General features: G+C 61.3%; 22 protein-coding genes and 1 tRNA gene. 21 read left to right on the top strand and 2 right to left on the bottom strand.

Annotated features, from left to right (window positions below; all coding sequences use genetic code 11):
* Positions 1 to 135: 135 nt before the first annotated feature.
* Positions 136 to 927 carry an enoyl-ACP reductase FabI gene (fabI, locus tag NCT04_RS09245; protein ID WP_250465143.1) on the bottom strand — a complete coding sequence of 264 codons (792 nt, stop codon included), beginning with the start codon at positions 925 to 927 and terminating at the stop codon, positions 136 to 138.
* A 236-nt stretch (positions 928 to 1,163) separates the two neighbouring features.
* On the opposite strand from fabI, the gene NCT04_RS09240 reads away from it, so the two are divergent.
* From NCT04_RS09240 to NCT04_RS09215, 6 genes are all read left to right on the top strand, one after another.
* A complete protein-coding gene (locus tag NCT04_RS09240) occupies positions 1,164 to 2,987 on the top strand; it encodes an extracellular solute-binding protein (RefSeq protein ID WP_250465300.1) in 1,824 nt (607 codons plus the stop codon).
* Positions 2,988 to 3,001: 14 nt separating this feature from the next.
* Positions 3,002 to 4,042 (top strand): microcin C ABC transporter permease YejB, encoded by a 1,041-nt coding sequence (locus NCT04_RS09235; protein ID WP_250465142.1) that lies wholly within the window; start codon positions 3,002 to 3,004, stop codon positions 4,040 to 4,042.
* On the top strand, positions 4,042 to 5,154 hold the full coding sequence (locus NCT04_RS09230) for an ABC transporter permease (protein WP_250465141.1): 1,113 nt from the start codon (positions 4,042 to 4,044) through the stop codon (positions 5,152 to 5,154). Before NCT04_RS09235 ends, NCT04_RS09230 begins: the two co-directional genes overlap by 1 nt.
* Before the next feature lie 8 nt (positions 5,155 to 5,162).
* Complete coding sequence (locus NCT04_RS09225; RefSeq protein ID WP_250465140.1) at positions 5,163 to 6,761, top strand: ABC transporter ATP-binding protein; 1,599 nt, start codon at positions 5,163 to 5,165, stop codon at positions 6,759 to 6,761.
* Between the two features lie 147 nt (positions 6,762 to 6,908).
* Complete coding sequence (locus NCT04_RS09220; RefSeq protein ID WP_250465139.1) at positions 6,909 to 7,583, top strand: C40 family peptidase; 675 nt, start codon at positions 6,909 to 6,911, stop codon at positions 7,581 to 7,583.
* Between the two features lie 393 nt (positions 7,584 to 7,976).
* Complete coding sequence (locus tag NCT04_RS09215) at positions 7,977 to 9,521, top strand: 2-isopropylmalate synthase (protein ID WP_244825503.1); 1,545 nt, start codon at positions 7,977 to 7,979, stop codon at positions 9,519 to 9,521.
* A 67-nt stretch (positions 9,522 to 9,588) separates the two neighbouring features.
* Here the strand turns inward: NCT04_RS09215 and NCT04_RS09210 are convergent, their stop codons facing one another.
* Entirely contained in the window at positions 9,589 to 10,104 is a 516-nt protein-coding gene (locus NCT04_RS09210; RefSeq protein ID WP_244825501.1) for a hypothetical protein, read from the bottom strand.
* Positions 10,105 to 10,432: 328 nt separating this feature from the next.
* On the opposite strand from NCT04_RS09210, the gene NCT04_RS09205 reads away from it, so the two are divergent.
* The 15 genes from NCT04_RS09205 (at position 10,433) to nuoH (ending at position 25,990) form a co-directional block, all read left to right on the top strand.
* Positions 10,433 to 11,665 carry a branched-chain amino acid ABC transporter substrate-binding protein gene (locus NCT04_RS09205; RefSeq protein WP_244828062.1) on the top strand — a complete coding sequence of 411 codons (1,233 nt, stop codon included), beginning with the start codon at positions 10,433 to 10,435 and terminating at the stop codon, positions 11,663 to 11,665.
* A gap of 175 nt (positions 11,666 to 11,840) precedes the next feature.
* Positions 11,841 to 12,110 carry a 30S ribosomal protein S15 gene (rpsO, locus tag NCT04_RS09200; protein ID WP_244825500.1) on the top strand — a complete coding sequence of 90 codons (270 nt, stop codon included), beginning with the start codon at positions 11,841 to 11,843 and terminating at the stop codon, positions 12,108 to 12,110.
* 388 nt (positions 12,111 to 12,498) lie between these two features.
* Complete coding sequence (pnp, locus tag NCT04_RS09195) at positions 12,499 to 14,637, top strand: polyribonucleotide nucleotidyltransferase (RefSeq protein ID WP_244825498.1); 2,139 nt, start codon at positions 12,499 to 12,501, stop codon at positions 14,635 to 14,637.
* Positions 14,638 to 14,831: 194 nt separating this feature from the next.
* Positions 14,832 to 15,848: an NAD(P)H-quinone oxidoreductase gene (locus tag NCT04_RS09190; RefSeq protein WP_250465138.1), complete on the top strand. Its 1,017-nt coding sequence runs from the start codon at positions 14,832 to 14,834 to the stop codon at positions 15,846 to 15,848.
* A gap of 253 nt (positions 15,849 to 16,101) precedes the next feature.
* Positions 16,102 to 16,875 (top strand): triose-phosphate isomerase, encoded by a 774-nt coding sequence (gene tpiA / locus NCT04_RS09185; RefSeq protein ID WP_250465137.1) that lies wholly within the window; start codon positions 16,102 to 16,104, stop codon positions 16,873 to 16,875.
* A gap of 81 nt (positions 16,876 to 16,956) precedes the next feature.
* Positions 16,957 to 17,352, top strand: a complete 396-nt coding sequence (gene secG / locus NCT04_RS09180) for a preprotein translocase subunit SecG (protein WP_244825493.1) — start codon at positions 16,957 to 16,959, stop codon at positions 17,350 to 17,352.
* A gap of 160 nt (positions 17,353 to 17,512) precedes the next feature.
* Positions 17,513 to 17,597, top strand: a tRNA-Leu gene (locus NCT04_RS09175).
* A gap of 209 nt (positions 17,598 to 17,806) precedes the next feature.
* Positions 17,807 to 18,166, top strand: a complete 360-nt coding sequence (locus NCT04_RS09170) for an NADH-quinone oxidoreductase subunit A (protein WP_244825491.1) — start codon at positions 17,807 to 17,809, stop codon at positions 18,164 to 18,166.
* A 61-nt stretch (positions 18,167 to 18,227) separates the two neighbouring features.
* On the top strand, positions 18,228 to 18,707 hold the full coding sequence (locus NCT04_RS09165) for a NuoB/complex I 20 kDa subunit family protein (protein ID WP_006052903.1): 480 nt from the start codon (positions 18,228 to 18,230) through the stop codon (positions 18,705 to 18,707).
* A 20-nt stretch (positions 18,708 to 18,727) separates the two neighbouring features.
* Complete coding sequence (locus NCT04_RS09160) at positions 18,728 to 19,327, top strand: NADH-quinone oxidoreductase subunit C (RefSeq protein ID WP_244825489.1); 600 nt, start codon at positions 18,728 to 18,730, stop codon at positions 19,325 to 19,327.
* A 9-nt stretch (positions 19,328 to 19,336) separates the two neighbouring features.
* Positions 19,337 to 20,590: an NADH-quinone oxidoreductase subunit D gene (locus tag NCT04_RS09155; protein WP_250465136.1), complete on the top strand. Its 1,254-nt coding sequence runs from the start codon at positions 19,337 to 19,339 to the stop codon at positions 20,588 to 20,590.
* Between the two features lie 144 nt (positions 20,591 to 20,734).
* Entirely contained in the window at positions 20,735 to 21,220 is a 486-nt protein-coding gene (gene nuoE, locus NCT04_RS09150; RefSeq protein WP_244825485.1) for an NADH-quinone oxidoreductase subunit NuoE, read from the top strand.
* Complete coding sequence (nuoF, locus tag NCT04_RS09145; RefSeq protein ID WP_244825483.1) at positions 21,217 to 22,539, top strand: NADH-quinone oxidoreductase subunit NuoF; 1,323 nt, start codon at positions 21,217 to 21,219, stop codon at positions 22,537 to 22,539. The genes nuoE and nuoF overlap by 4 nt, the downstream gene beginning before the upstream one ends.
* 49 nt (positions 22,540 to 22,588) lie before the next feature.
* A complete protein-coding gene (gene nuoG / locus NCT04_RS09140) occupies positions 22,589 to 24,925 on the top strand; it encodes an NADH-quinone oxidoreductase subunit NuoG (RefSeq protein WP_250465135.1) in 2,337 nt (778 codons plus the stop codon).
* The gene (gene nuoH / locus NCT04_RS09135; protein ID WP_250465134.1) at positions 24,926 to 25,990 is read left to right on the top strand and encodes an NADH-quinone oxidoreductase subunit NuoH; all 1,065 of its coding nucleotides are present in this window, start codon (positions 24,926 to 24,928) and stop codon (positions 25,988 to 25,990) included. It begins immediately after the preceding gene.
* Positions 25,991 to 26,019: the final 29 nt, after the last annotated feature.

The following is a 26,019-nucleotide window of genomic DNA, read 5'->3' as shown; positions in this document are numbered from 1 at the left end:
AAGATCACGCCCGCATGAATGGCGCTGTATTAGCGGCTGTCACGACGCCGCCACTCGCAAAAACCCAAACACAAAAGCAAAAGGGCCGCTCTCGCAAGAGAGCAGCCCTTTGCACATGATCGAGCGCCGCAGGCGTTATTCCGTCACGCCCGCCATGCCGCCGACCACCGCATTGAATCCCGCATCGACGTGCACGATTTCCGCGCTCACGCCGGCCGCGAGATCCGACAGCAGGAACGCCGCTACGTTACCCACTTGTTCGATCGTCACGTTGCGCTTGAGCGGCGCGTTGTTTTCGACGAAATCGAGAATCTTGCCGAAGCCCTTGATGCCGCTGGCCGCGAGCGTCTTGATGGGACCGGCCGAGATGCCGTTCACGCGCACGCCGTTGTTGCCCATCGAAGCCGCGAGATAGCGCACGCTTGCTTCGAGCGATGCCTTGGCAAGACCCATCGTGTTGTAGTTGGGAATCGCGCGCTTGGCGCCGAGGTAGCTCAACGTGAGCAGCGACGAACTGTCCGACAGCATCGACTTGGCCGCCTTGGCGAGCGCCGGAAAGCTGTACGCCGAAATGTCGTGCGCGATACGGAAGTTTTCGCGCGTCATGCCGTCGAGGAAGTCGCCCGCGATCGCTTCACGCGGCGCGAAGCCGATGGAATGCACGAGACCGTCGAGCGAATCCCAGCGTTCCTTGAGCGACGCGAAGAGTGCGTCGATGTCGGCGTCGTTCGCGACATCGCACGGAAAGATCAGATCGCTTTCGAATTCGGTTGCGAATTCGGTGATGCGATCCTTGAAACGCTCGCCGACATAGGTGAACGCCAGCTCCGCGCCTTCGCGCTTGCAGGCCTGTGCGATGCCGTAGGCAATCGAACGGTTCGACAGCAAGCCCGTCAGCAGAATTCGTTTTCCAGCGAGAAAGCCCATGAATGCTCCTTTGAAGTCAATGTCGCGCACGGTGGCGAACGAGCCGCATCTGCCCGCGCCGCGTGAGCCTCAAGCGCGTGCGGCGCAATTGACCCACGGTCGCACGGCTTTTGATTTGGGTAGAATTCTCTCACATCGCAATGGCCTGCCCGACCCGAACGTCGATTGCGCGATACCCGGCGCCCAAGGAGCTTATGACGACTCGCACGACGATCCGCCCAACCCGCGCATGGCGCATGGCCATTGCGCTCGCGCTGGCCGGATCGATCGTCTCGGGCGCGAACCAGGCCGAGGCGGCGCACGCCTACGCACAGTACGGCGAGCCGAAATATCCGGCCGGCTTCAGTCACTTCGATTACGTCAATCCCGACGCGCCGCGCGACGGCACGCTCGTACTCGCCAATCCGAACCGCCTGACGAGCTTCGACAAGTTCAATCCGTTCACCTTGCGCGGCAATCCCGCGCCGGGGCTCTCGCTGATGTTCGAAAGCCTGACCACCGGCAGTCTCGATGAAGTATCGACCGGTTATGGCTTGCTTGCCGACGACATCGCCGTCGCGCCCGATGGCCTGTCCACCACGTTCCACATCAACCCGAAAGCGCATTTCTCGAATGGCGATCCCGTTACCGCCGAGGACGTCAAGTTCTCGTTCGAGACGCTGAAAAGCCCGCTCGCCGCGCCGCAGTTCTCCGTGTACTTCGGGCAGATCGCGCGCGCGGTCGTGGTGGACGCATCGACCATTCGCTTCGAATTCAAGACCGCGACGCGCGAGATGCCGTTGCTCGCGGGCGGCATTCCCGTGTTTTCGCGCAAATGGGGAGTGAAGCCCGACGGCACGCGTATTCCGTTCGATCAACTCGCGTTTCAGAAGCCGATCGGCAGCGGCGCGTATCTGATCGACCAATACGACAACGGCCGCACCATCTCGTACAAGCGCAACCCGAACTACTGGGGCGCGGCGTTGCCGGTGCGCGTGGGCTTGTTCAATTTCGCGCAGATTCACTACAAGCTGTATTCGGACCCGGTCGCGCGGCTCGAAGCCTTCAAGGCGGGCGAGTACGACGTGCTCGTCGAATACGTTGCGCGAAGCTGGGTGCGGCGCGATATCGGCAAGCGCTTCGACAGCGGCGAACTCATCAAGCGCGAATTCCCGCAGCATAACGGCACCGGCATGCAGGGCTTTTTCATGAACACGCGCCGGCCGCTCTTCAAGGATGTGCGCGTGCGTCAGGCGCTCGATCTCGCGCTCGACTTCGAGTGGCTCAACCGGCAACTGTTCTTCAATCAGTACAGGCGCATCGACAGCTTCTTCGTCAATACGGACTTGCAGGCGAAGGGCAAGCCGAGCGACGGCGAACTCGCCATTCTCGATCCGCTCAAAAAGGACCTCGATGCGTCCGTGTTCGGCGAGATGCCGCGTCAGCCCGACACCGATCCGCCCGGATCGCTGCGCGCCAACCTCATCAAGGCGCGCGGATTGCTCGCCGAGGCGGGCTGGACGTATCGCGATGGCGCGCTGCGCAATGCGAAGGGCGAGCCCTTCGTGTTCGAGATTCTCGACGATACGGGCGGCGGCGCCTCCATGGAACCGGTCGCCGCCGCGTTCGGCCGCAATCTGCAAAAGCTCGGCATCACGATGAACTTTCGCACCGTCGACTACGCGCTGATCCAAAAACGGCTCGACGCGTTCGATTTCGACGTCACGAGCGTGCGCATGCCCGACGTGCAGATTCCCGGCACGGAGCAAGTCTCGCGCTTCGGCAGCAAGTCCGCCGACGAGCAAGGCTCCGACAATCTCGCCGGCGTGAAGTCGAAGGCGGTCGACGCGATTCTGCAAAAAGTGGTGGGCGCGCAGACGCGCGAACAACTCGTCGATGCCACTCACGCGCTCGATCGCGTGCTGATGAATGGCTATTACGTGGTGCCGCATTGGTATTCGGCGACGCATCGGGTGGCGTATCGCAATACGCTTCAGTACCCCGCGACCTTGCCGCTCTACTACACGGCGGAAGAGTGGGTAGTGTCGGCGTGGTGGGCGAAAGCCGCCGCGTCGAAATAACAGGACCGCGCGCCATGTGGAGCTACATACTCAAACGCATTCTGTTGATGATCCCGACGCTCATCGGCGTGCTCACGCTGACCTTCGTCGTGATTCAGTTCGTGCCGGGCGGGCCTGTCGAGCAGGCGGTGCACGATCTGCGGCGCGGCAACGCGGAAGGCGGCGGCGGCTTCGGGCTGCGCACGCATACTGGCGTGGATGCCCAGCAGGTCGCGCAACTCAAGGCGCTCTACGGCTTCGACAAGCCGCCTTTGCAGCGTTACTGGCTGATGCTCGGCAAGTTCGCGCGCTTCGATCTCGGCGACAGTTACTTCCGGCATCAAAGCGTCTGGTCGCTGATCGTGTCGAAACTGCCGGTGTCGATCAGCATCGGCGTATGGACGTTTTTCATCACTTATCTGATATCGGTGCCGCTCGGGATAGCGAAGGCGGTGAGAAACGGCTCGCGCTTCGACGTGGCGACGAGTCTCATCGTGCTGATCGGTTTCGCGATTCCCGGCTTCGTGCTCGGCGTGCTGCTGCTCGTGCTGTTCGGCGGCGGCTCGTTCTGGCAGCTTTTCCCGTTGCGCAATCTCACTTCGGATAACTGGGCCACGCTCTCGCTCGGCGGCAAGATCGTCGATTATCTGTGGCACATCACCTTGCCGGTGGTGGCGTCGGTGGTCGGCAGCTTCGCCATCGTCACCATGCTGACCAAGAACGCGTTTCTCGACGAAATCCGCAAGCAATACGTGCTCACCGCGCGCGCGAAGGGCCTTTCCGAAAGACGCGTGCTCTGGAAGCACGTGTTCCGCAATGCGCTCCTGCCGCTGATCGTCGGCTTTCCCGCAGCGTTTATCGGCGCATTCTTCACGGGCAGTCTGCTGATCGAAACGCTGTTCTCGCTCGACGGACTCGGACTGCTCTCGTACGAATCCGTGGTGCGGCGCGACTATCCCGTCGTGCTAGGCACGCTCTATCTCTTCACGCTGATCGGGCTTGCGACCAAGCTCATCTCCGATCTCTGCTACGTCTGGGTCGATCCGCGCATTCAATTCGAGCAACTGGAGCGCTGATGAACCGAGCCGCTTCTTCACGATCCTCACGCGGCGCCGCCGATGCGCAGCCCTTGCGCGAGCCGGTTTCGCCATCGCCTTCGCGGCGGGTGTGGATGCGTTTCAGGCAGCACAAGCTCGGCTACTGGAGTCTGATCGTGTTTGTCGTGGCGTTCGCGATCAGCCTGGCCGGCCCGCTTTGGTCGAACGACAAGCCGCTCGTCGTGCGCTACCAGGGACACTTGTATTTTCCGATCGTGCAGACCTACGCGGAAACGACGTTCGGCGGCGACTATCCGACGCCCGCCGATTATCTCGACCCGTTCGTGCGCGACCGCTTCAGCGCGCCGGGCAATTTCGCGGTTTATCCGCCGAATCACTATTACTACGACACGCTCAATTACTTCTCGAAGGGCTCGAATCCCGCGCCGCCGTCGCGCGAGAACTGGCTCGGCACCGACGACCGCGGGCGCGATGTGTTCGCACGGCTCGTCTACGGCTTTCGCGTATCGGTGCTGTTCGCGCTCGTGCTGACGGCCATCGGCACGGTGCTCGGCGTGGTGGCGGGCGCGGTGCAGGGCTACTTCGGCGGCCGGACAGACATCGCCGGGCAGCGGCTGATCGAAATCTGGAGCGCGTTGCCGGAGCTTTATCTGCTGATCATCTTCGCGTCGATCTTCGAGCCAAGCCTCGTTTTGCTGGTCATCCTGCTGTCGCTGTTCGGCTGGATCGGGCTGTCGGACTACGTGCGCGCGGAGTTTCTGCGCAACCGCACGCAAGACTACGTACGCGCCGCGCGCGCGATGGGTTTGTCCAACTGGCAGATCATCTGGCGGCATGTGCTGCCCAATAGCCTGACGCCCGTCATCACATTCCTGCCATTTCGCATGAGCGGAGCGATTCTCGCGCTCACGAGTCTCGATTTTCTCGGCTTGGGCGTGCCGTCGCCGACGCCGTCGCTTGGTGAATTGCTCGCGCAAGGCAAGGCCAATCTCGACGCGTGGTGGATTTCGCTGTCCACCTTCGGCGTGCTGGTAGCGACCCTGTTGCTTCTGACTTTCATGGGCGACGCCTTGCGCAACGCGCTCGACACGCGGATTGCGGATGCGGTGAAGGCCGGAGGCGCGAAGTGAGCGCGAGCATGAGCGAACCGTTATTGGCGATCGACGACCTGCGCGTGCGTTTCGGCGATACCGTCGCGGTCGACGGCGTGAGTCTCGACATTCGCGCGGGCGAACGCGTGGCGCTCGTCGGCGAATCGGGATCGGGCAAGAGCGTGACGGCACTGGCGATCCTGCGCCTCGTGCGCGATGCCGAACTCAGCGGCTCCATTCGCTTCAACGGCGAGGAGTTGCTGTCGAAGAGCGAGCACGCGATGCGCGGCCTGCGCGGCTCCGACATCGCGATGATCTTCCAGGAGCCGATGACCGCGCTCAATCCGCTCTACACGGTCGGCGACCAGATCGGCGAGACCATTCAGTTGCACGACGGCGCGACGCCGCGCGAGGCGCGTCAGCGTGCCATCGCGTTGCTGGCGCGTACCGGCATCACCGAGCCCGAGCGGCGTGTGGACAGCTATCCGCATCAGTTGTCGGGCGGGCAGCGTCAGCGCGTGATGATCGCGATGGCGCTCGCGTGCCGGCCGCGCCTTCTGCTCGCGGATGAGCCGACCACCGCGCTCGACGTGACCATCCGCGCGCAGATCGTCGATCTCCTGCTGGAACTGCAGCGTGACGAAGCCGAGAAGCGCGGCATGGCCGTGCTGCTGATCACCCACGATCTGAATCTCGTGCGGCGCTTCGCGGAGCGCGTCGCGGTGATGGAGAAGGGTCTTCTGGTGGAAAGCGGGCCGGTGGAGCAGATTTTCACCTCGCCGCAGCACCCGTACACGCAGCGATTGCTCGAAAGCAAACCGAAGCGCCACGTCCTGCCCGTGCTGCCCATCGCGCCGGTCTTGCTCGACGCGAAAAACCTCTCGGTCGACTATGCGACGAAACTGCCAGGCATCAACGGCTGGTTCAGGCGCGGCCGCTTCAAAGCCGTCGACGACGTGAGCGTTTCCGTGCGGCAAGGCGAGACGCTTGGCATCGTCGGGGAATCGGGATCGGGCAAATCCACGCTGGCCATGGCGTTGCTCGGCTTGCAGCGCGTCTCGAACGGCGCGGTGCAGTTCCAGGGGCGCGTGCTCGGCGATTTTCGCGGACGCGAAAAAACCGTGCTGCGGTCGAATCTGCAAGTGGTGTTTCAGGACCCGTTCAGCTCGCTTTCGCCTCGTCAGACGGTGGAACGAATCGTCGGGGAGGGGCTTGCGTTGCATCGGCCGGAACTGAAGGCGCCGGCGCGGCGCGACAAGGTCATTGCCGTGCTGCGTGAGGTGGGGATGGATCGGACGGCGCTCACGCGTTATCCGCACGAGTTTTCCGGCGGACAACGGCAACGCATCGCAATTGCGCGAGCATTGGTGCTTGAACCCAGCATTCTGATTCTCGACGAACCGACGAGTGCACTAGACGTTTCGATTCAGCAGCAAGTTCTGACGCTGCTCGCCGATATTCAGAAGAAGCACGATCTCGGTTATGTTTTCATTAGCCACGACCTCGAAGTGATCGGCGCAATGGCGCATCGCGTGGCCGTTATGAGAAACGGAATTGTTGTGGAAGCGGGAGAAGTAGAGAAGATTTTTTCGAACCCTTCAGAGGAATACACACGAAAGCTACTGAGGGCAGCGCTGGAATCCTAAAAATCTTTCTTTTTCATCAATTGGGTGCTCGTCTCAATTGTATTTTCCTATTTCTTTTGACAGTTAAATAATTTGTGGCTAGTATCCTTCCAAACTTTCTCGTATCTCCCTGATTTTTCAGTCTTTAATTGTAAAACCTACCGACCGATGCAGCCATTGACATTGACTCAGACATGCGCGCGGGCAGCCGCAGGCATGTTGATCGGCCTTCTGATGACAACAACTTCCGGCGCGTTCGCCGACGAAGTCAGCAGTAATAGCCAAAGTAGCCAAGTTGCCAACAACGGCAACGCTTCAAATTCCTCCCAGATCACCTCAGTGGCCGCCACGGCGGACACCGCCAGCGCTCCCGGCGGCGCACGCTCGTTTCTTTCTGGCGTTGCCAGCAAGGCGGGCGATGTGGTCGTCGGCGCACTCAATATGATTGGCGTGCGTTATCGCTGGGGTGGCAATACACCGGATTCCGGCCTCGATTGCAGCGGCTTCGTGCGATACGTCTTTCAGGACACGCTCGGCATGACCTTGCCGCGCCGCGCCGAGGAAATGAGCCGTGTCGGCGAGAAGGTCCGCGTGTCGGATCTCAAGCCAGGCGATCTCGTGTTCTTCAACACCATGCGCCGTTCGTTTTCGCATGTCGGCATCTATATTGGCGACAACAAGTTCGTGCATTCGCCGTCCACCGGCAGCACGATCCGTGTTGACGACATGGAAAGCGGTTACTGGGAGCAGCGCTTCCAGGGTGCGCGCCGCATCGACAACGTGCAGTTCACCGACGGTAGCGAATTGCGTCAGCGCGTGAGCGCGAGTATCGGCGGTTACTAAGCCGTAAGCCGTAAGTTGTAAGCCGTCTGAATCTACAAAAGCCTGCTTCCCAACGGAATGCAGGCTTTTTGTTTTCCTACGCGCTGTTTTGCATGACAAGCGGCAGGTAAAAGTCAATCGGTTCGATCGGAAAGCCCGATTGCACGCGTTCCTAAAAGCCGTTATAGTTTTCGAATGAACTTTTTCTCGTTCTCCCCCTCGCTTTATTCGGCTGGTGCGTCGCTACGCGCACTATCGCTACTAGCGCGCCTACCGCGCTGATTCTTCTCGCCTCCCGTCTGCTCGTTCAAGGTTTTCGACGCCAGCGGTGGCGCGAACACCCGAATTCCCTTTTGTCTTTCGCTTCAACGCGATAATTCCAACAGTCGATAATTCTCCCCACTGGAGTCCAACATGGCAGCAGACAAGTTGATCATCTTCGATACGACCTTGCGCGATGGCGAGCAGTCCCCCGGCGCGTCCATGACGAAGGAAGAAAAAATCCGTATCGCGCGGCAACTGGAGCGCATGAAGGTCGACGTGATCGAAGCGGGCTTCGCGGCCAGCTCAAACGGAGACTTCGACGCCATCCACACGATCGCCTCGATGATCAAGGACAGCACGGTCTGCTCGCTTGCCCGCGCGAACGACAAGGACATCCAGCGCGCCGCCGACGCCTTGAAACCCGCGAGCCAGTTTCGCATCCATACGTTCATCGCGACGTCCGCGCTGCATATGGAAAAGAAGCTGCGCATGACGCCGGAACAGGTGTACGAGCAGTCGCGTCTTGCGGTGCGTTTTGCGCGCAAGTTCACGGACGACGTCGAGTTCTCGCCGGAAGACGGCAGCCGTTCGGACATCGACTTTCTTTGCCGCGTGCTCGAAGCGGTGATCGACGAAGGCGCGCGCACCATCAATATCGCGGATACGGTCGGTTACGGCGTGCCCGAGTTGTACGGCAATCTCGTGAAGACGCTGCGCGAGCGCATCCCGAATTCGGACAAGGCGGTCTTCTCCGTGCATTGTCACGATGACCTCGGCATGGCCGTCGCCAATTCGCTGGCGGGCGTGCAGATCGGCGGCGCGCGTCAGGTCGAGTGCACGATGAACGGACTCGGCGAACGCGCGGGCAATACGTCGCTCGAAGAAATCGTGATGGCGATCAAGACGCGCAAGGACTACTTCGGGCTCGACGTCGGCATCGATACGACGCAGATCGTGCCCACGTCGAAGCTCGTTTCGCAGATCACCGGCTTCGTCGTGCAGCCGAACAAGGCAGTGGTCGGCGCAAACGCGTTTGCACACGCGTCGGGCATCCACCAGGACGGCGTCCTGAAGGCGCGCGACACGTACGAAATCATGCGCGCGGAAGACGTGGGCTGGGCGGCGAACAAGATCGTGCTCGGCAAGTTGTCAGGCCGTAACGCGTTCAAGCAGCGTCTGGAAGAACTCGGCGTGCAACTCGAATCCGAAGCCGACGTGAACGCCGCGTTCGCGCGCTTCAAGGAACTCGCCGACCGCAAGGCCGAGATTTTCGACGAAGACATCATGCAGATCGTCTCGGAGGAATCGGCGGAAGCGCAGGCGAAGGAACACTTCCGCTTCGTGTCGATGAAGCAGCATTCGGAGACCGGCGAGCAACCGCAAGCACAAGTGGTGTTTGCGGTCGAAGGCGCGGAAGTGACGGGCGAAGCGCGCGGCAACGGTCCGGTCGATGCGACGTTGCACGCGATCGAATCGAAGGTGGATAGCGGCGCGGAACTAGTGCTGTATTCGGTCAACGCAATCACGACCGGCACGCAGGCACAGGGCGAAGTCACGGTGCGTCTTTCGAAGAGCGGGCGGATCGTGAATGGCGTGGGCACGGACCCGGACATCATCGCGGCGTCGGCGAAGGCTTATATCGCCGCGTTGAACAAGCTGCATTCGAAGGTCGAAAAGCTCAACCCGCAGCTTTAATCGCGGCTTGTTGTAGCTCGAAACGAAAGGCCTCGCGATTAGCGAGGCCTTCGTCATTTTGAGTACTTCAAAAGGCGTTGCGGCGGTCGGGATCGTGCAGCGGGTCTGGCGTTTTTTGCGTGAGACGCACGATGCCCTGTTCATCGAAATAGAAGTTGTACATCATGTACCAGACGTTCGCCTCCATGTAGCGATACGTCCAGACTTCGCGCTTCATCAGCGGGAAGTACGACGTCTCCACCGGACGGCCGAAATTCACGAGCACGTCCGTCTTGGTCCACGTGCCGATCTGCGCCTTGTAGAACTCGTTCTCGTCGAGCACTTGCCGCACGCTGACGATCTTGCCGGAGGCATCGACATCGGCGGCGGTCGTGACTTCACCGAGCGGTTGAGTCGGCCACATCAGGCGCTTGCCGCCGTTGGGCAAATCGTAGACTTCGCGTGGCGGGCCCAAGCGCGCGGTGAGCGTGGATGAATCCGCGCCCGTCTGAAAGTTTTGCCAGGGCTGCGCGCAAGCCGTGAGCATGAGCGCGGCACCCACGCAAGCGAGCGTGCCGCGCAGCCGGTTGAAAGAGTTCAGCATGAAGGCCTCCACATATTCTTGTGTCGCGACAGTGTTAGCGTTCTTGGCGCCTCGAGGATTCCAGCGCGCCGCGCGTTGTCGCATTCATCGTTTTGACGATCGTCGCCAAAGCCTGGATCGTTCGCGTTCGATTTTGACACGCCATCGGGACAAAAGCGCGATGCCTCTCATCGACGCGAAGAGGGCGCTCGCGTAATCGCCGCACTTGCACCGCGAGCCGTAGCCGTCCTATGATCCGCCCTTTCTTCGACTGGAAGGGCTGACGGTGAGCGAATCCGCAAGCAAACGAGCCGCGCGATGGCTGCAACGGGCCGCGCTGGCCTGCGCGATGTCGTCTTTCATGGCGCACGTAAGCGCCGCTGACTTGCCGCCCATCGAGCTCGCGATGATCGAGGGCATGTCCGGACCTTTCGCCAACGCAGGCGCGGCGGTCGAGCGCAACTTGCGCTTCGGCGTGGAGCGCGTGAATGCGAAGGGCGGCGTGAAGCTCGCAGACGGCATGCACCCGCTGCGGCTCGTCGTGCTCGATGGTAAAGGCAGCAGCGAGGCGAGCCTCGTACAGTTGCGCGCGGCGATCGACGACAGGATCGGCTTCGTCATGCAGGGCAACAGTTCGGCGGTGGCGGCCGCGCTGGTGACGGCCATCGACAAGCAGAACGGGCGCGAGCCCGAGCATCGCGTGGTGTTCCTCAACTACTCCGCCGACGATCCCGCCCTGACCAACGCCGCGTGTAGTTTCTGGCATTTTCGCTTCGATGCCCACGCCGGCATGCGCATGGACGCGCTCGCGGACGCGCTGAAGAACGATCGCGCGGTCAAAAAGGTCTATCTGCTGAATCAGGATTACAGCTTCGGCCACGACGTCAGCCGCGAAGCGCAGCGTGCGCTGAAGGAACGCAGGCCGGATATCGCGATTGCGGGCGACGAGTTTCATCCGATCGGCCGCGTGAAGGATTTCGCGCCGTATATCGCGAAGATTCGCGCGAGCGGGGCCGACGCGGTCATCACCGGAAATTGGGGCAACGATCTCACGTTGCTCGTCAAGGCGGCGCGCGAGCAGGGGCTCGACACGAAGTTCTACACGTTCTACGGCAACAGTCTCGGCGCACCGGCCGCGCTGGGTGACGCCGGCGTAAAGCGCGTGATCGCGGTCGCCGACTGGCATCCGAATGCGGGCGGCGCGTTATCGGACGCGTATTACCGCGATTTCCGCGCGCGCTATCCGGCGGCATCGGACGATTACCTCGTGCTGCGCATGCCGCTGATGATCGAGATGCTCGCCGCCGCGATGACGCGCGCCGGCAGCGCGGACCCTTACGCCGTGGCCCGCGCGCTCGAAGGCATGAAGTTCGATGGCGAAGGATTCCACGCATCGACCATGCGCGCGGAAGATCATCAATTGATCCAGCCCCTGTATGTCATGGAGATGGACAAGGCGGGCACGGCGGGCATCCGGTTCGATAACGAAGGCTCGGACTATGGCTTTCGGACGCTGCTCGCGGTGCCGGCGGAAAAGACCGTCCAGCCGTCGACGTGCCAGATGGCGCGTCCGGCGCGCTAGTCACCCGTCTTTCGGACTTCGCCCTATGCTATACTCTGCGCTTCGCTTTTTTGACTCGATCCGGCTGTCGAGAACAGTCTGACAACCAAGAGTCTGGAAGAAGCGAAACTATCGTGAACAAACCACGGCACGGCCTTTCTTCCGTGACCGCCTGTCTGTTTTAAAGGAAAAGCAAATGTCCGCAGCAGAAATCAAGAAGTCCGACGTCGTCGCCGAATACGCGCGCGGCGCCAACGACACTGGCTCCCCCGAAGTGCAAGTCGCACTGCTCACGAGCCGCATCAACGAACTGACCGTCCACTTCAAGGCCCACACGAAGGACCACCACAGCCGCCGCGGTTTGCTGCGCATGGTGAGCCGTCGCCGCAAGCTGCTCGACTACCTGAAGGGCAAGGACGCGGACCGTTACCGCTCGCTGATCGAAAAACTGGGTCTGCGTAAGTAATTGCGCCCAAACGTGGCTTTGCGGCCAGCGTTCTAACGAAGTGCCTGTGTCAGTTCGCTGATACAGGCATTTTGTTTTTGCGCGATCCGCTCGCCTGATCATTTGCCCGGTCAGCGCTCGGTCGATCTCTCATCATTGGGTTCGTCGAATGCTGATAATCGGCAAGTAGTTCACATGCTTTACCCCGGATGCTTCATCCGGACAGACACTCGGTGCAGCCTCGCGGCGGAGCTTTGTGTCATTCCAGCGCGGTACGAACACTCAATGCGCGCGTCGCGCTGGAATGGCATAACACACCTCTCAAGCGCGGCTCGGTACCGCCTAGCCAGCGCCGTCCGGTGGGCAAACGTCCACCGATCCGGCGTGGCGCAACGTAGAAGGAGTCGCAATGTTCAATAAGATCGTCAAGGAATTCAAGTGGGGACAGCATAACGTCCGCCTGGAAACGGGTGAAATCGCTCGTCAGGCAAGCGGCGCGGTGATCGTCGATGTCGAAGATACCGTCGTGCTCGCCACTGTCGTCGGCGCAAAGACCGCCAAGCCGGGTCAGGATTTCTTCCCGCTGACCGTCGATTACCTCGAAAAGACCTACGCCGCCGGCAAGATCCCGGGTGGCTTCTTCCGCCGCGAAGGCCGTCCGTCCGAAGGCGAGACGCTCATCTCGCGCCTGATCGACCGTCCGCTGCGCCCGCTCTTCCCGGAAGGCTTCTATAACGAAGTGCAGGTCGTGATCCACGTCCTGTCGCTGAACCCGGACGTTCCCGCCGACATTCCCGCGCTGATCGGCGCGTCGGCAGCGCTCGCCGTGTCCGGTCTGCCGTTCAACGGCCCGGTCGGCGCCGCGCGCGTCGCCTACATCAACAACGAATACGTGCTGAACCCGACGCGTCCGCAAATGAAGGAATCGGCGCTCGACCTCGTGGTCGCCGGTACGGAACGCGCGGTGCTGATGGTGGAATCGGAAGCGCAGCAGTTGTCCGAGGAAGTCATGCTCGGCGCGGTCGTGTTCGGCCACGAGCAGATGCAAATCGCCATCGACGCAATCCATGAGCTGGTGCGCGACGGCGGCAAGCCGGAATGGGACTGGCAGCCGGCCCCGAAGAACGAAGCGCTCATCTCGCGCGTCACGGAAATCGCCAAGCCGGAACTGGAAGCGGCTTATCAACTGCGCAACAAGCAAGCGCGTTCGGCCAAGCTGAAGGAAGTTTTCGCGGCGACCTCGGCGAAGCTCGCAGCGGACGCGGCTGCTTCGGGCACGGCAGCGGCGGATGCGGCGACCATCGGCAACGTGTTGTTCGACATCGAAGCGAAGATCGTCCGTTCGCAGATTTTGAACGGCGAACCGCGTATCGACGGTCGCGACACGCGCACCGTGCGTCCGATCGAAATCCGCACCGGCGTTCTGCCGCGCACCCACGGCTCGGCGCTCTTCACGCGCGGCGAGACGCAGGCGCTGGTCGTCGCCACGCTCGGCACGAAGGGCGACGAGCAGAACATCGACGCGCTCGAAGGCGAATACCGCGAGCGCTTCATGCTTCACTACAACATGCCGCCGTTCGCGACGGGCGAAACGGGCCGCGTCGGTTCGCCGAAGCGCCGTGAAATCGGTCACGGCCGTCTCGCCAAGCGCGCGCTGGTCGCGTGCCTGCCGAACGCCGACGAATTCGGCTATTCCATCCGCGTCGTGTCGGAAATCACGGAATCGAACGGCTCTTCGTCGATGGCTTCGGTCTGCGGCGGTTGCCTCGCGCTGATGGACGCCGGCGTGCCGATGAAGGCGCACGTGGCCGGCATCGCCATGGGCTTGATCCTCGAAGACAACAAGTTCGCGGTTCTGACCGACATTCTCGGCGACGAAGATCACCTCGGCGACATGGACTTCAAGGTGGCCGGCACCGCGCAAGGCGTGACGGCGCTGCAAATGGACATCAAGATTCAGGGCATCACCAAGGAAATCATGCAGGTCGCGCTCGCGCAGGCGAAGGAAGGCCGCATGCATATCCTCGGCAAGATGACCGCCGCGGTGCCGACCACGAACACGGAGTTGTCGGACTACGCGCCGCGCATGATCACCATCAAGATCAATCCGGAGAAGATTCGCGACGTGATCGGCAAGGGCGGTTCGGTGATCCGCGCGCTGACGGAAGAGACCGGCACGACCATCGACATTTCCGACGACGGCGTCGTGACCATTGCGAGCACGAGTTCGGAAGGCATGGCCGAGGCGAAGAAGCGTATCGAGAACATCACGGCCGAAGTGGAAGTGGGCCAAGTGTACGAAGGTCCGGTGCTCAAGCTGCTGGACTTCGGCGCGATCGTGAATATCCTGCCGGGCAAGGATGGTCTCCTGCACATCTCGGAAATCGTCAACGAGCGTGTGAAGGACATCAACGACTACCTGAAGGAAGGCCAGATCGTGAAGGTCAAGGTCATCCAGACGGACGAGAAGGGTCGCGTGCGTCTGTCGGCCAAGGCGCTTCTGAACGAAGCCGCGCAACAAGCCGAACCGACGCAGCCGCAGCAGTAATGCGGTAATGTGTCGACGGCCGGCCGCATTCGCGAGCCGGCCGTTTTCTTGTATGAGGTGCAGCGGGCGACGCTTTGTCCGATGCATCGCCGGACCCGATGGCACTGTGGAGCGCGTGTTGCCCGCGCGGCACAGTGCCATCTGGTTCGCCAAGTCAACGCGCTTGCCACACGACTGACTGTCTGGGAGAAGCAATGAAGGCCATCGAAATCACTGAGTTTGGTGCACCCGAAGTGCTGAAGCTGGGCGAGCGCCCGAAGCCCGAGCCGGGCAAGTGCGAAGTGCTCATCAAGGTGAGCGCTTCCGGCGTCAACCGGCCTGATGTATTTCAGCGCAAGGGCGCGTATGCGCCGCCGCCGGGCGCGTCGGATTTGCCGGGGCTCGAAGTGGCGGGCGAGATCGTCGATGGCGACTTCGATCCTAAACATAATCCGTTTGGCCTCAAGAAGGGCGATCGCGTCTGCGCGCTGCTCGCGGGCGGCGGTTACGCGGAATACGCGGTTGCGCCGCTCGAACAATGTTTGCCGGCTCCGGCTGGATTGACGGACATCGAAGCGGCTTCGCTGCCGGAAACGTTCTTCACCGTGTGGAGCAATGTCTTCGAGCGCGCGCATCTCGGTTCGGGCGAAAACGGCGACGAGGAGACGCTGCTCGTGCAGGGCGGATCGAGCGGTATCGGCGTGACGGCCATACAGATTGCGAAGGCGCTCGGCTTTCGCGTGTTCGCCACGGCCGGCAGCGACGAAAAGTGCCGCGCCTGCGAAGCACTCGGCGCGGAGCGGGCAATCAACTACAAGACGGAAGATTTCGTCGAAGTGGTGCGTTCGCTCACGAACGATCGTGGAGTCGACGTCATTCTCGACATGGTCGCGGGCGATTACCTCCCGCGCGAACTGAAGTCGCTTGCGGATGGCGGGCGTATCTGCGTGATCGCGCTGCTTGGCGGCGCAAAAGCGGAGATCAATCTCAATGACGTGCTGCGGCGTCGGCTGGTCATCACCGGATCGACCCTGCGGCCGCGTCCGGTGGCGTTCAAGGCGAAGATTGCCGCTAAGCTGAAAGAGCAAGTCTGGCCGGAGATCGAGGCGGGGCGTATCAAGCCGGTGATTCATCAGGTGTTCCCGGCAAGCGAAGCCGCAGCCGCACACACGTTGATGGAAAGCAGCACGCACGTCGGCAAGATCATGCTCGACTGGCGCGAGGACGCCTGATTGCCCTTGATTGTTGCGCGTTGCGGTTCTGGCGGTTTGACCGGTTTCGCCGTATCACAGTAAAATCGCCTGTTTTGCAAGCAGTTGGCAGTTCGCTTTTTCGAAATACGCGCAGAGGGTTCAAACATTCCTATAACAGAGTGGTCTTTGAACCTCCGGGTGAACGATTGATGAACGATCGGGTTCGCCCCGGTGATCCTCAAAGGCCGCCACGCATGGCGGTGTCATTCCACCGCCGTCGAGTGACGAGACAATGTCCAGACAACGAGCGAAACTGGTGGTGGGCAACTGGAAGATGCATGGCCGCATCAAAGAGAACGCGGCTTTGCTGAGCGAGGTCGCCGTTGGGGCGTCGGCCTTGCAGAAGAGCGTGGGTGTGGGCGTATGCGTTCCATGTCCGTACCTCGCGCAATCGCAGGCGCTTTTGAGCGGCTCGGTCGTGCGCTGGGGCGTTCAGGATGTGTCCGCGCATGAGAAGGGCGCGTTCACCGGAGAAGTCGCGGCGGAAATGGCCGCCGATTTCGGTGTGACATATGCGATCGTCGGACATTCCGAGCGGCGCGCGTATCATCGCGAAAGTCCGGAACTCGTGGCGGCCAAGGCGCTGCGTGCAATCGATGCAGGCCTGACGCCCATTGTGTGCGTCGGCGAGACGCTCGAACAGCGCGAAGCAGGCTCGACTGAAGAAGTCGTCGGCACGCAGCTCGAAGCCGTGTTGCTCGCGTTGACCGAGGAACAGGCAGCGGGCATCGTGGTGGCGTACGAGCCGGTTTGGGCCATCGGCACGGGCAAGAGCGCCACGGCGCAGCAAGCGCAGGATGTTCACGCGTTCGTGCGTGCAAAGCTGGCGGAGAAGGGTGCGTCGGTGGCGAACGTGCCGCTGTTGTATGGCGGCAGCGTGAAGCCCGAGAACGCGCAGGAATTGTTCGGGCAACAGGACATCGACGGCGGGCTGATTGGCGGCGCGTCCTTGAAGTCGGAAGATTTCCTTGCGATTTGCCAGGCGGCGTTGGCCGAGGTTCAGTAAGCGGCCGAAGCGTCAGGCAGACGAAGAAGCAAATCGCGGCACATGAGTGTCACGGAAACATCAAGATCCAGGTGAGTTGAAATGCTGTATTTGAAGACTTTGATTATCGTCGTCCAGTTGTTGTCGGCGCTTGGCGTGATCGGGCTTGTGCTGTTGCAGCATGGCAAGGGTGCGGACATGGGTGCGGCGTTCGGAAGTGGGGCATCGGGCAGTCTGTTTGGCGCGACCGGTTCCGCTAACTTCCTATCACGCACGACCGCCGTGCTTGCCGCAGTCTTCTTCGTGACGACGCTGGCGCTGACCTACATCGGCAGCTACAAGCCGCAGGTTTCCGCAGGCGTTCTTGGCGGTGCAATGCCTGCGCCCACGGCTTCCGCGCCTGCTGCGGCAAAGTCGGGTTCGGCGCCTGCCGCTGCGACTGCGCCGGCATCCGCCGCGCCTGCGTCGAGCGCGCCGGGTTCCGACGTGCCGAAGTAAATTGCCGAATCCTCGGCCGGGCTGTCCAAGAAACGCCCAGAACAAATTTTCGCGTTATTCGTGTTTTGTGCGTTGAACAATTCGTGAGACCTAGTTATAATTCAAGTCTTGTAGCGATTCGCGGCAATTAAGAAGTTGTTTTCCCGGATTGCAGTACAGTGCCGACGTGGTGAAATTGGTAGACACGCTATCTTGAGGGGGTAGTGGCGAAAGCTGTGCGAGTTCGAGTCTCGCCGTCGGCACCAAAAAGTTATCCAAATGCCAGCCGCATGCATCGCTTCGGCTGGCATTGTCACTTCTGGAGTACCCTTACGGTTTCACATTGACTTATCGTTGTGATAAGCATGGTGCCGAAGAGTTACCAAGCGGTCCGAAGTGAATTCTCCGCCGTGCATTTGCGCCGGCAGCAGCACCCAGACAGTCACAGACCACATCTACCGATCTGAGGATAGCCTTGAACCTCGCACCCTATTACCCCGTCTTCTTGTTTATCGTAGTCGGCCTCGGTCTGGGTATAGCGTTGGTCAGCATCGGCAAAGTTCTCGGTCCCAACAGACCCGACACCGAAAAGAACGCACCGTACGAATGCGGCTTCGAAGCCTTCGAAGACGCGCGTATGAAGTTCGATGTGCGTTACTATCTCGTCGCGATTCTTTTCATCATCTTCGACCTTGAGACGGCGTTCCTGTTTCCGTGGGGTGTTGCCCTGCGCGATATCGGGTGGCCGGGCTTCATGGCCATGATGATTTTTCTGCTCGAATTTTTGCTCGGCTTCGCCTACATCTGGAGAAAGGGCGGACTCGACTGGGAATGAAAGTTAGATCACCGGATTCATGGGCGGCTATGGCTGGCAGCTCATCTGGAGTGGAAAACAAATGAGTATCGAAGGGGTCTTGAAGGAGGGCTTTGTCACCACCACGGCTGACAAGCTGATCAACTGGACGCGCACCGGCTCTCTTTGGCCGATGACGTTCGGTCTCGCCTGCTGTGCGGTCGAGATGATGCATGCGGGCGCGGCGCGCTACGACCTGGATCGCTTTGGCGTGGTGTTTCGCCCGAGCCCACGTCAGTCCGACGTCATGATCGTGGCAGGCACGCTGTGCAACAAGATGGCGCCCGCGCTTCGTAAGGTGTACGACCAGATGGCCGAGCCGCGCTGGGTCATCTCCATGGGTTCGTGCGCGAACGGCGGCGGGTACTATCACTATTCGTATTCCGTCGTGCGCGGCTGCGACCGTATCGTTCCGGTCGACGTCTACGTGCCCGGCTGTCCTCCGACCGCCGAAGCGCTGGTCTACGGCGTGATCCAGTTGCAGGCGAAGATTCGCCGGACCAACACCATCGCGCGTCAATAAAGGCCTGAACCTCCCCAATTATGGCAAGCAAACTCGAGACCCTCAAAGCGAACCTCGAGGCGGCGTTTGGCGACCGTCTCCAAGTCACCGAGTCGCTGGGTCAGGTAACGGTGGTCGTGAAAGCGGCCGACTACATCGAAGTCGCGACCCGGCTGCGTGACGATCGCTCGCTCGGCTTCGAGCAGTGCATGGACCTGTGCGGCGTCGACTATTCGACCTTCGGCGACGGCGTCTACGACGGCCCGCGTTTTGCCGCTGTGCTGCATCTTCTGTCCATCGCGAACAACTGGCGCGTGCGCGTGCGCGTGTTCGCACCGGACGACGAAGTGCCCATCGTGCCGTCGGTGGTCGACATCTGGTCGTCGACAAATTGGTACGAGCGCGAAGCGTTCGACCTGTACGGCATCGTGTTCGAAGGCCATCCCGACCTGCGCCGCATTCTCACGGACTATGGCTTCATCGGCCATCCGTTCCGCAAGGACTTCCCGATCTCCGGCTACGTGGAAATGCGCTACGACCCGGAAGAGAAGCGCGTCGTGTATCAGCCTGTGACGATCGAACCGCGCGAGATCACGCCGCGCGTGATTCGCGAAGATCGCTACGGCGGTCTGAAACATTAAGAGAACGCCATGGCAGAGATCAAGAACTACACGCTGAACTTCGGCCCGCAACACCCTGCAGCGCACGGTGTGCTGCGTCTCGTGCTGGAACTCGACGGCGAAGTCATCCAGCGCGCAGATCCGCACATCGGCCTCTTGCATCGCGCGACCGAAAAGTTGGCGGAAACCAAGACCTTCATTCAGTCGGTTCCGTACATGGACCGCCTGGACTACGTGTCGATGATGGTCAACGAGCACGGCTATGTGCTCGCCATCGAAAAGCTGCTCGGTATCGACGTGCCGATCCGCGCGAAGTACATCCGCGTGCTGTTCGACGAAATCACGCGCGTGCTGAACCACCTGATGTGGATCGGATCGCACGCGCTCGACGTCGGCGCCATGGCGGTGTTCCTCTATGCGTTTCGCGAGCGCGAAGATCTGATGGACGTCTACGAGGCGGTGTCGGGCGCGCGCATGCACGCGGCTTACTATCGTCCGGGCGGCGTTTATCGCGATCTGCCTGACGCAATGCCGCAATACAAGGCGTCCAAAATTCGCAATGCGAAGGCGCTCGACCGGATGAACGAGAACCGTCAAGGTTCGCTGCTCGACTTCATCGAAGACTTCTTCAATCGCTTCCCGCACTGTGTCGACGAGTACGAAACACTGCTCACCGACAATCGTATCTGGAAGCAGCGGCTTGTCGGCATCGGCGTGGTGAGTCCTGAGCGCGCGTTGCAGATGGGTCTTTCCGGTGCAATGCTGCGTGGCTCGGGCATCGAATGGGATCTGCGCAAGAAGCAGCCGTACGAAGTCTATGACCAACTCGACTTCGACATTCCGGTTGGCGTGAACGGCGACTGCTACGACCGCTATCTGGTGCGCGTCGAGGAAATGCGTCAGTCCGTGCGTATCGCCAAACAGTGCATTGCCTGGCTGCGCAAGAATCCGGGCCCGGTGATGGTCGATAATCACAAGGTTGCGCCGCCTTCGCGCGTCGGCATGAAGAGCAACATGGAAGAGCTGATTCACCACTTCAAGCTCTTCACCGAAGGCTTCCACGTGCCCGAAGGCGAGACGTATGCCGCCGTCGAGCATCCGAAGGGCGAGTTCGGCATCTATCTGATTTCGGACGGCGCGAACAAGCCTTATCGCCTCAAGATTCGCGCTCCGGGCTACGCGCATCTCGCGTCGCTCGACGAAATGGCGCGCGGCCACATGATCGCGGATGCCGTGACGATCATCGGCACGCAAGACATCGTGTTCGGCGAAATCGATCGCTGATAGCCGTTCGTATTGGTTCTCGCTCGACGCCCAAGCGAACAGCGCAGCAGCAATAACAGCAAACCGCAGGACGCCAGGTCTGCCGCAACAAGAAGGGCGCGGCAGGTTTTCGTTCGGTAGGAATTGAAAGAGTCGTGTCTGAAAATGATCTCAGCTGAAGGCCTGAAAGAAATCGATCGCGCGGTCGCGAAATATCCCGCGGAGCAAAAGCAATCCGCGGTGATGGCAGCGCTGGCTGTCGCTCAGGAAGAGCACGGGTGGCTCTCGCCGGAACTCATGCAGTTCGTGGCGAGCTATCTCAGCATGCCGCCGGTCGCCGTGCAGGAAGTCGCGACGTTCTACACCATGTATAACCTCGCGCCGGTCGGCAAGCACAAGATCACGCTTTGCACGAACCTGCCTTGCCAGCTCGGCCCGGACGGTGGCTCGGATAGTGCTGCTCAGTACCTCAAGCAGAAGCTTGGCATCGACTTCGGCGAAACCACGCCAGACGGCAAGTTCACGCTGAAAGAAGGCGAATGCTTTGGCGCGTGCGGCGACGCACCCGTCGTGCTGGTGAACAATCACCGCATGTGCAGCTTCCTGAGTCACGAGAAGATCGACCAGTTGATCGAGGAACTTTCGAAATGACGTCACTCCACGATCGTCACATCAAGCCGCTGATCCTCGCTGGCCTCAACGGCGAGAACTGGCATCTCGAAGATTACGTTGCGCGCGGCGGCTACAAGCAGTTGCGGCGCATTCTCGAAGAGAAGATTCCGCCCGAGCAAGTGATCGCCGACGTCAAGGCGTCGGGTCTGCGCGGCCGCGGCGGCGCGGGTTTTCCGACCGGCCTCAAGTGGAGCTTCATGCCGCGTCAGTTCCCGGGGCAGAAGTATCTCGTCTGCAATTCGGACGAAGGCGAACCGGGCACGTTCAAGGATCGCGACATCCTGCGCTGGAACCCGCATTCGCTGATCGAAGGCATGGCCATCGGCGCGTACGCAATGGGCATCACCGTGGGCTACAACTACATTCACGGCGAGATCTTCGAGGTCTATCGCGTGTTCGAAGCGGCGCTCGAAGAGGCGCGCGCGGCCGGTTACCTCGGCGCGAACATCCTGGGCACGGGCTTTTCGTTCGAGTTGTACGCGCATCATGGCTATGGCGCGTATATCTGCGGTGAGGAAACCGCGCTGCTGGAATCGCTGGAAGGCAAGAAAGGCCAGCCGCGCTTCAAGCCGCCGTTCCCGGCAAGCTTCGGCGTGTACGGCAAGCCGACCACCATCAACAACACCGAGACGTTCGCGGCCGTGCCGTTCCTGCTGGAAATCGGCCCGCAGAATTACCTCGAGATCGGCAAGCCGAATAACGGAGGCACGAAGATCTTCTCGGTGTCGGGTGACGTGAATCGTCCTGGCAACTATGAAGTTCCGCTCGGCACGCCGTTCGCCACGCTGATGGAACTGGCCGGCGGTGTACGCGGCGAGTCGATCAAGGCGGTCATTCCAGGCGGTTCGTCCGCGCCGGTCGTGCCAGGCGAGATGATGCTCGCAACGGACATGGACTACGATTCCATCGCCAAGGCGGGCTCCATGCTCGGCTCGGGCGCGGTCATCGTCATGAACGAAACGCGTTGCATGGTGCGTTCGCTGCTGCGTCTGTCGTACTTCTATTACGAAGAGTCGTGCGGTCAGTGCACGCCTTGCCGCGAAGGCACGGGCTGGCTGTATCGCGTGGTGCATCGTATCGAGCACGGGCTTGGCCGCAAGGAAGATCTGGATCTCTTGAACTCGGTTGCCGAAAACATCATGGGACGCACGATTTGCGCGCTCGGCGATGCGGCGGCCATGCCCGTGCGCGGCATGCTCAAGCACTTCTGGAACGAATTCGAATATCACGTCGAGCACAAGCATTGTCTCGTCGGCGGGCACGCGCATCATGCGGCGTCCGAAGCGCTTACCGCGTAATCAGACGCGCAATCAGATGCGCGACAGAGGTTGAGGATCTTTATCCATCATGGTTGAACTAGAAATTGACGGCAAGACGGTCGAGGTTCCTGAAGGCAGCATGGTGATCCAGGCTGCGCATAAGGTCGATACGTACATTCCTCACTTCTGCTATCACAAGAAGCTGTCGATCGCGGCGAACTGCCGGATGTGCCTCGTCGAAGTCGAAAAGATGCCGAAGGCCGTTCCCGCGTGCGCCACGCCCGTATCCAACGGCATGATCGTGCGTACCACTTCCGACAAGGCCGTGAAGGCGCAGCAGTCGGTGATGGAGTTCCTGCTGATCAACCACCCGCTGGATTGCCCTATTTGCGATCAGGGCGGCGAGTGCCAGTTGCAGGATCTGGCCGTCGGTTACGGCAAGTCGCAATCGCGCTATAGCGAAGAAAAGCGCGTGGTGTTCCACAAGAACGTCGGCCCGCTCATCTCCATGGAAGAGATGACGCGCTGCATCCACTGCACACGCTGCGTGCGCTTTGGCCAGGAAGTGGCCGGTGTGATGGAACTCGGCATGCTGGGCCGTGGCGAGCATTCGGAAATCACCTCGTTCGTCGGCAAGACGGTCGACTCCGAACTGTCCGGCAACATGATCGATCTGTGCCCGGTCGGCGCGCTCACGAGCAAGCCGTTCCGCTATAGCGCGCGTACGTGGGAACTGTCGCGCCGCAAGTCGGTGAGCCCGCACGATTCCGTTGGCGCGAACCTCGTCGTCCAGGTGAAGAACAATCGCGTCATGCGCGTTCTGCCGATGGAAAACGAAGCCATCAACGAATGCTGGATCTCGGACAAGGATCGCTTCTCCTACGAAGGCCTGAACGGCGACGAGCGCCTGAGCACGCCCATGCTCAAGCAAGGCGGCAACTGGATCGAAACCGACTGGCAGACCGCGCTCGAATACGTGGCGAAGGGCATCAAGGGTATCAAGGCGGACCACGGCGCGAACGCCATCGCTGCGCTGGCCACGCCGCATGCAACGGTCGAAGAACTTTTCCTGCTGAAGCAATTCGCGGAAGGCGTGGGTACGCCCAACGTCGATTTCCGTCTGCGTCAGAACGACTTCTCGGCGCCCCTGGGCGTCGGCGCACCCTGGCTCGGCGTGCCTATCGCGGATCTGTCGAATGTCGATACCGCGTTCATCATCGGTTCGTTCTTGCGTCGCGATCATCCGTTGCTGGCCGCGCGTCTGCGTCAGGCGGCGAAGAATGGCGCCATGCTCACGCTTCTCAACGCAAGCAACGACGACTCGCTGATCCCGACCGCGCATCGCCTGGTGGCGGCGCCGTCGGCTTGGCTCGACCAGCTCGCGGGCATCGCAGCCGCGGTGGCCGAAGCGCGTGGCTCGGAACTGCCTGAAGCGTTTGCCGGACGCGAAGTATCGGCGGCGGCGAAAGATGTCGCGGCATCGCTCTCGGCGGGCGACAAGCGCGTCGTGCTGCTCGGCAACCTCGCGGTTCAGCATCCCGATTTCGCGCAGATTCACGCGGCGGCGCAATGGATCGCGAACAGCACGGGCGCCACGCTTGGCTTCCTGACCGAAGGCGCGAATTCAGTGGGCGCGCATCTGGTCGACGTCCTGCCGGGCGAAGGCGGTCTCAACGCGCGCGAAGTGTTCGAACAGCCGCGCAAGGGCTACGTGCTGCTCAATGCAGAACCGGAATTCGATACGGCCAACCCCGCACAAGCCATCGCCGCATTGAAGCAGGCGGAAATGGTCGTGGTGATGTCGTCGTTCAAGCACGGCCTCGACTACGCGGACGTGTTGCTGCCCATCGCGCCGTTCACGGAAACGTCGGGCACCTTCGTCAACGCGGAAGGCACGGCTCAGTCGTTCAACGGCGTCGTGCGCGCGCTGGGCGACACGCGTCCGGGCTGGAAGGTTCTGCGGGTGCTCGGCACGTTGCTCGGTCTGTCGGGCTTCGATTACGACACGGCCGAAGAAGTGCGTATCGCCGCACTCGGCACGGGTGAGTTGAGCGCGCGTTTGTCGAACGAGACGACGGTCGCGGCCAAGCGCGCGGCGTCGAATGTCACGGCGAACGGCGGCTTCCAGCGTCTTGCCGACGTGCCGATCTATCACGCCGACGCACTGGTGCGCCGCGCCCCGTCGCTGCATCTGACGGCCGCGGCCCGCGACGCGAACATGGCGGGTCTGCCGACCGCGCTTTTCGACCAGCTCGGCCTGAAAGACGGCGAAGCAGTGCGCGTCAAGCAAGGCAATCTGTCGGTGGTGCTGCCCGCGGTTCGCGATGCGAATCTGGCGGAATCGGTGGTCCGCGTATCGGCGGGCACGTCAGCCGGCGCCGCGCTTGGCGGCCTGTTCGGCGAACTGGTAGTGGAGAAGGCGTAAATGGGCTTGTTCGATACGATCAACGCGGGCGGCACGCAAATTCTGGGCGTCGCATGGCCAACGGTGTGGGCGCTGGTGCGCATTGTCGTGGTCGCGGTAGTGATCCTGCTGTGCGTCGCGTACCTGATTCTCTGGGAACGCAAGCTCATCGGCTGGATGCACGTGCGTCTCGGCCCGAACCGCGTCGGCCCGGCAGGTCTCTTGCAGCCAATTGCGGACGTGCTGAAGCTGTTGCTCAAGGAAGTCATTCAGCCGACGCAAGCAAGCAAGTGGATCTACGTGATCGCGCCGATCATGACGGTGGTCCCGGCGTTCGCCGTGTGGGCGGTCATTCCGTTCCAGGCCAAGGCTGTGCTCGGCGACATCAACGCCGGTCTGCTGTATGTCATGGCGATCTCGTCCATCGGCGTGTACGGCGTGATTCTCGCGGGCTGGGCGTCGAACTCGAAGTACGCGTTCCTCGGCGCCATGCGCGCGGCGGCGCAGATGGTGTCCTACGAAATCTCGATGGGCTTCGCGCTGGTCGTCGTCCTGATGGTCGCGGGCACGCTGAACATGTCGGATATCGTCACGTCGCAGCAGCGCGGCATTTTCGCGGGCTTCGGCGTCAACTTCCTGTCGTGGAACTGGCTGCCGCTTCTGCCAATGTTCGTCGTGTATTTCATCTCGGGCATCGCCGAAACGAACCGCCATCCGTTCGACGTGGTGGAAGGCGAATCGGAAATCGTCGCCGGTCACATGATCGATTACTCCGGCATGGCGTTCGCGCTGTTCTTCCTCGCCGAGTACATCAACATGATCGTGATCTCGGCGATCGCCACGACGCTGTTCCTCGGCGGCTGGGACGCACCGTTCGGCTTCCTGTCGTTCATCCCGGGCGTGTCCTGGTTCGTTTTCAAGGTCTTCCTCCTGCTGTCGGTCTTCATCTGGGCGCGCGCGACTTTCCCGCGTTACCGCTACGACCAGATCATGCGTCTTGGCTGGAAAGTGTTCCTGCCGGTGTCGGTGGTGTGGGTCGTCGTGGTCGGCTTCTGGATCATGTCGCCGCTCAACATCTGGAAGTAACGGCGCGCAAAGAGACAAGAGCGGACAAA

Origin of the sequence: Caballeronia sp. GAFFF2 (assembly GCF_023631485.1) — a bacterium.
Taxonomy (GTDB): domain Bacteria; phylum Pseudomonadota; class Gammaproteobacteria; order Burkholderiales; family Burkholderiaceae; genus Caballeronia.
This window is presented reverse-complemented; position numbering and strand designations above follow the sequence as displayed.

What these genes read in the sequence shown, in the direction of transcription:
- fabI (WP_250465143.1), bottom strand. Translation starts at nt 927, where the DNA reads ATGGGCTTTCTCGCTGGAAAACGAATTCTGCTGACGGGCTTGCTGTCG.
- NCT04_RS09240 (WP_250465300.1), top strand. Translation starts at nt 1,164, where the DNA reads ATGGCCATTGCGCTCGCGCTGGCCGGATCGATCGTCTCGGGCGCGAAC.
- NCT04_RS09235 (WP_250465142.1), top strand. Translation starts at nt 3,002, where the DNA reads ATGTGGAGCTACATACTCAAACGCATTCTGTTGATGATCCCGACGCTC.
- NCT04_RS09230 (WP_250465141.1), top strand. Translation starts at nt 4,042, where the DNA reads ATGAACCGAGCCGCTTCTTCACGATCCTCACGCGGCGCCGCCGATGCG.
- NCT04_RS09225 (WP_250465140.1), top strand. Translation starts at nt 5,163, where the DNA reads ATGAGCGAACCGTTATTGGCGATCGACGACCTGCGCGTGCGTTTCGGC.
- NCT04_RS09220 (WP_250465139.1), top strand. Translation starts at nt 6,909, where the DNA reads ATGCAGCCATTGACATTGACTCAGACATGCGCGCGGGCAGCCGCAGGC.
- NCT04_RS09215 (WP_244825503.1), top strand. Translation starts at nt 7,977, where the DNA reads ATGGCAGCAGACAAGTTGATCATCTTCGATACGACCTTGCGCGATGGC.
- NCT04_RS09210 (WP_244825501.1), bottom strand. Translation starts at nt 10,104, where the DNA reads ATGCTGAACTCTTTCAACCGGCTGCGCGGCACGCTCGCTTGCGTGGGT.
- NCT04_RS09205 (WP_244828062.1), top strand. Translation starts at nt 10,433, where the DNA reads ATGTCGTCTTTCATGGCGCACGTAAGCGCCGCTGACTTGCCGCCCATC.
- rpsO (WP_244825500.1), top strand. Translation starts at nt 11,841, where the DNA reads ATGTCCGCAGCAGAAATCAAGAAGTCCGACGTCGTCGCCGAATACGCG.
- pnp (WP_244825498.1), top strand. Translation starts at nt 12,499, where the DNA reads ATGTTCAATAAGATCGTCAAGGAATTCAAGTGGGGACAGCATAACGTC.
- NCT04_RS09190 (WP_250465138.1), top strand. Translation starts at nt 14,832, where the DNA reads ATGAAGGCCATCGAAATCACTGAGTTTGGTGCACCCGAAGTGCTGAAG.
- tpiA (WP_250465137.1), top strand. Translation starts at nt 16,102, where the DNA reads ATGTCCAGACAACGAGCGAAACTGGTGGTGGGCAACTGGAAGATGCAT.
- secG (WP_244825493.1), top strand. Translation starts at nt 16,957, where the DNA reads ATGCTGTATTTGAAGACTTTGATTATCGTCGTCCAGTTGTTGTCGGCG.
- NCT04_RS09165 (WP_006052903.1), top strand. Translation starts at nt 18,228, where the DNA reads ATGAGTATCGAAGGGGTCTTGAAGGAGGGCTTTGTCACCACCACGGCT.
- NCT04_RS09160 (WP_244825489.1), top strand. Translation starts at nt 18,728, where the DNA reads ATGGCAAGCAAACTCGAGACCCTCAAAGCGAACCTCGAGGCGGCGTTT.
- NCT04_RS09155 (WP_250465136.1), top strand. Translation starts at nt 19,337, where the DNA reads ATGGCAGAGATCAAGAACTACACGCTGAACTTCGGCCCGCAACACCCT.
- nuoE (WP_244825485.1), top strand. Translation starts at nt 20,735, where the DNA reads ATGATCTCAGCTGAAGGCCTGAAAGAAATCGATCGCGCGGTCGCGAAA.
- nuoF (WP_244825483.1), top strand. Translation starts at nt 21,217, where the DNA reads ATGACGTCACTCCACGATCGTCACATCAAGCCGCTGATCCTCGCTGGC.
- nuoG (WP_250465135.1), top strand. Translation starts at nt 22,589, where the DNA reads ATGGTTGAACTAGAAATTGACGGCAAGACGGTCGAGGTTCCTGAAGGC.
- nuoH (WP_250465134.1), top strand. Translation starts at nt 24,926, where the DNA reads ATGGGCTTGTTCGATACGATCAACGCGGGCGGCACGCAAATTCTGGGC.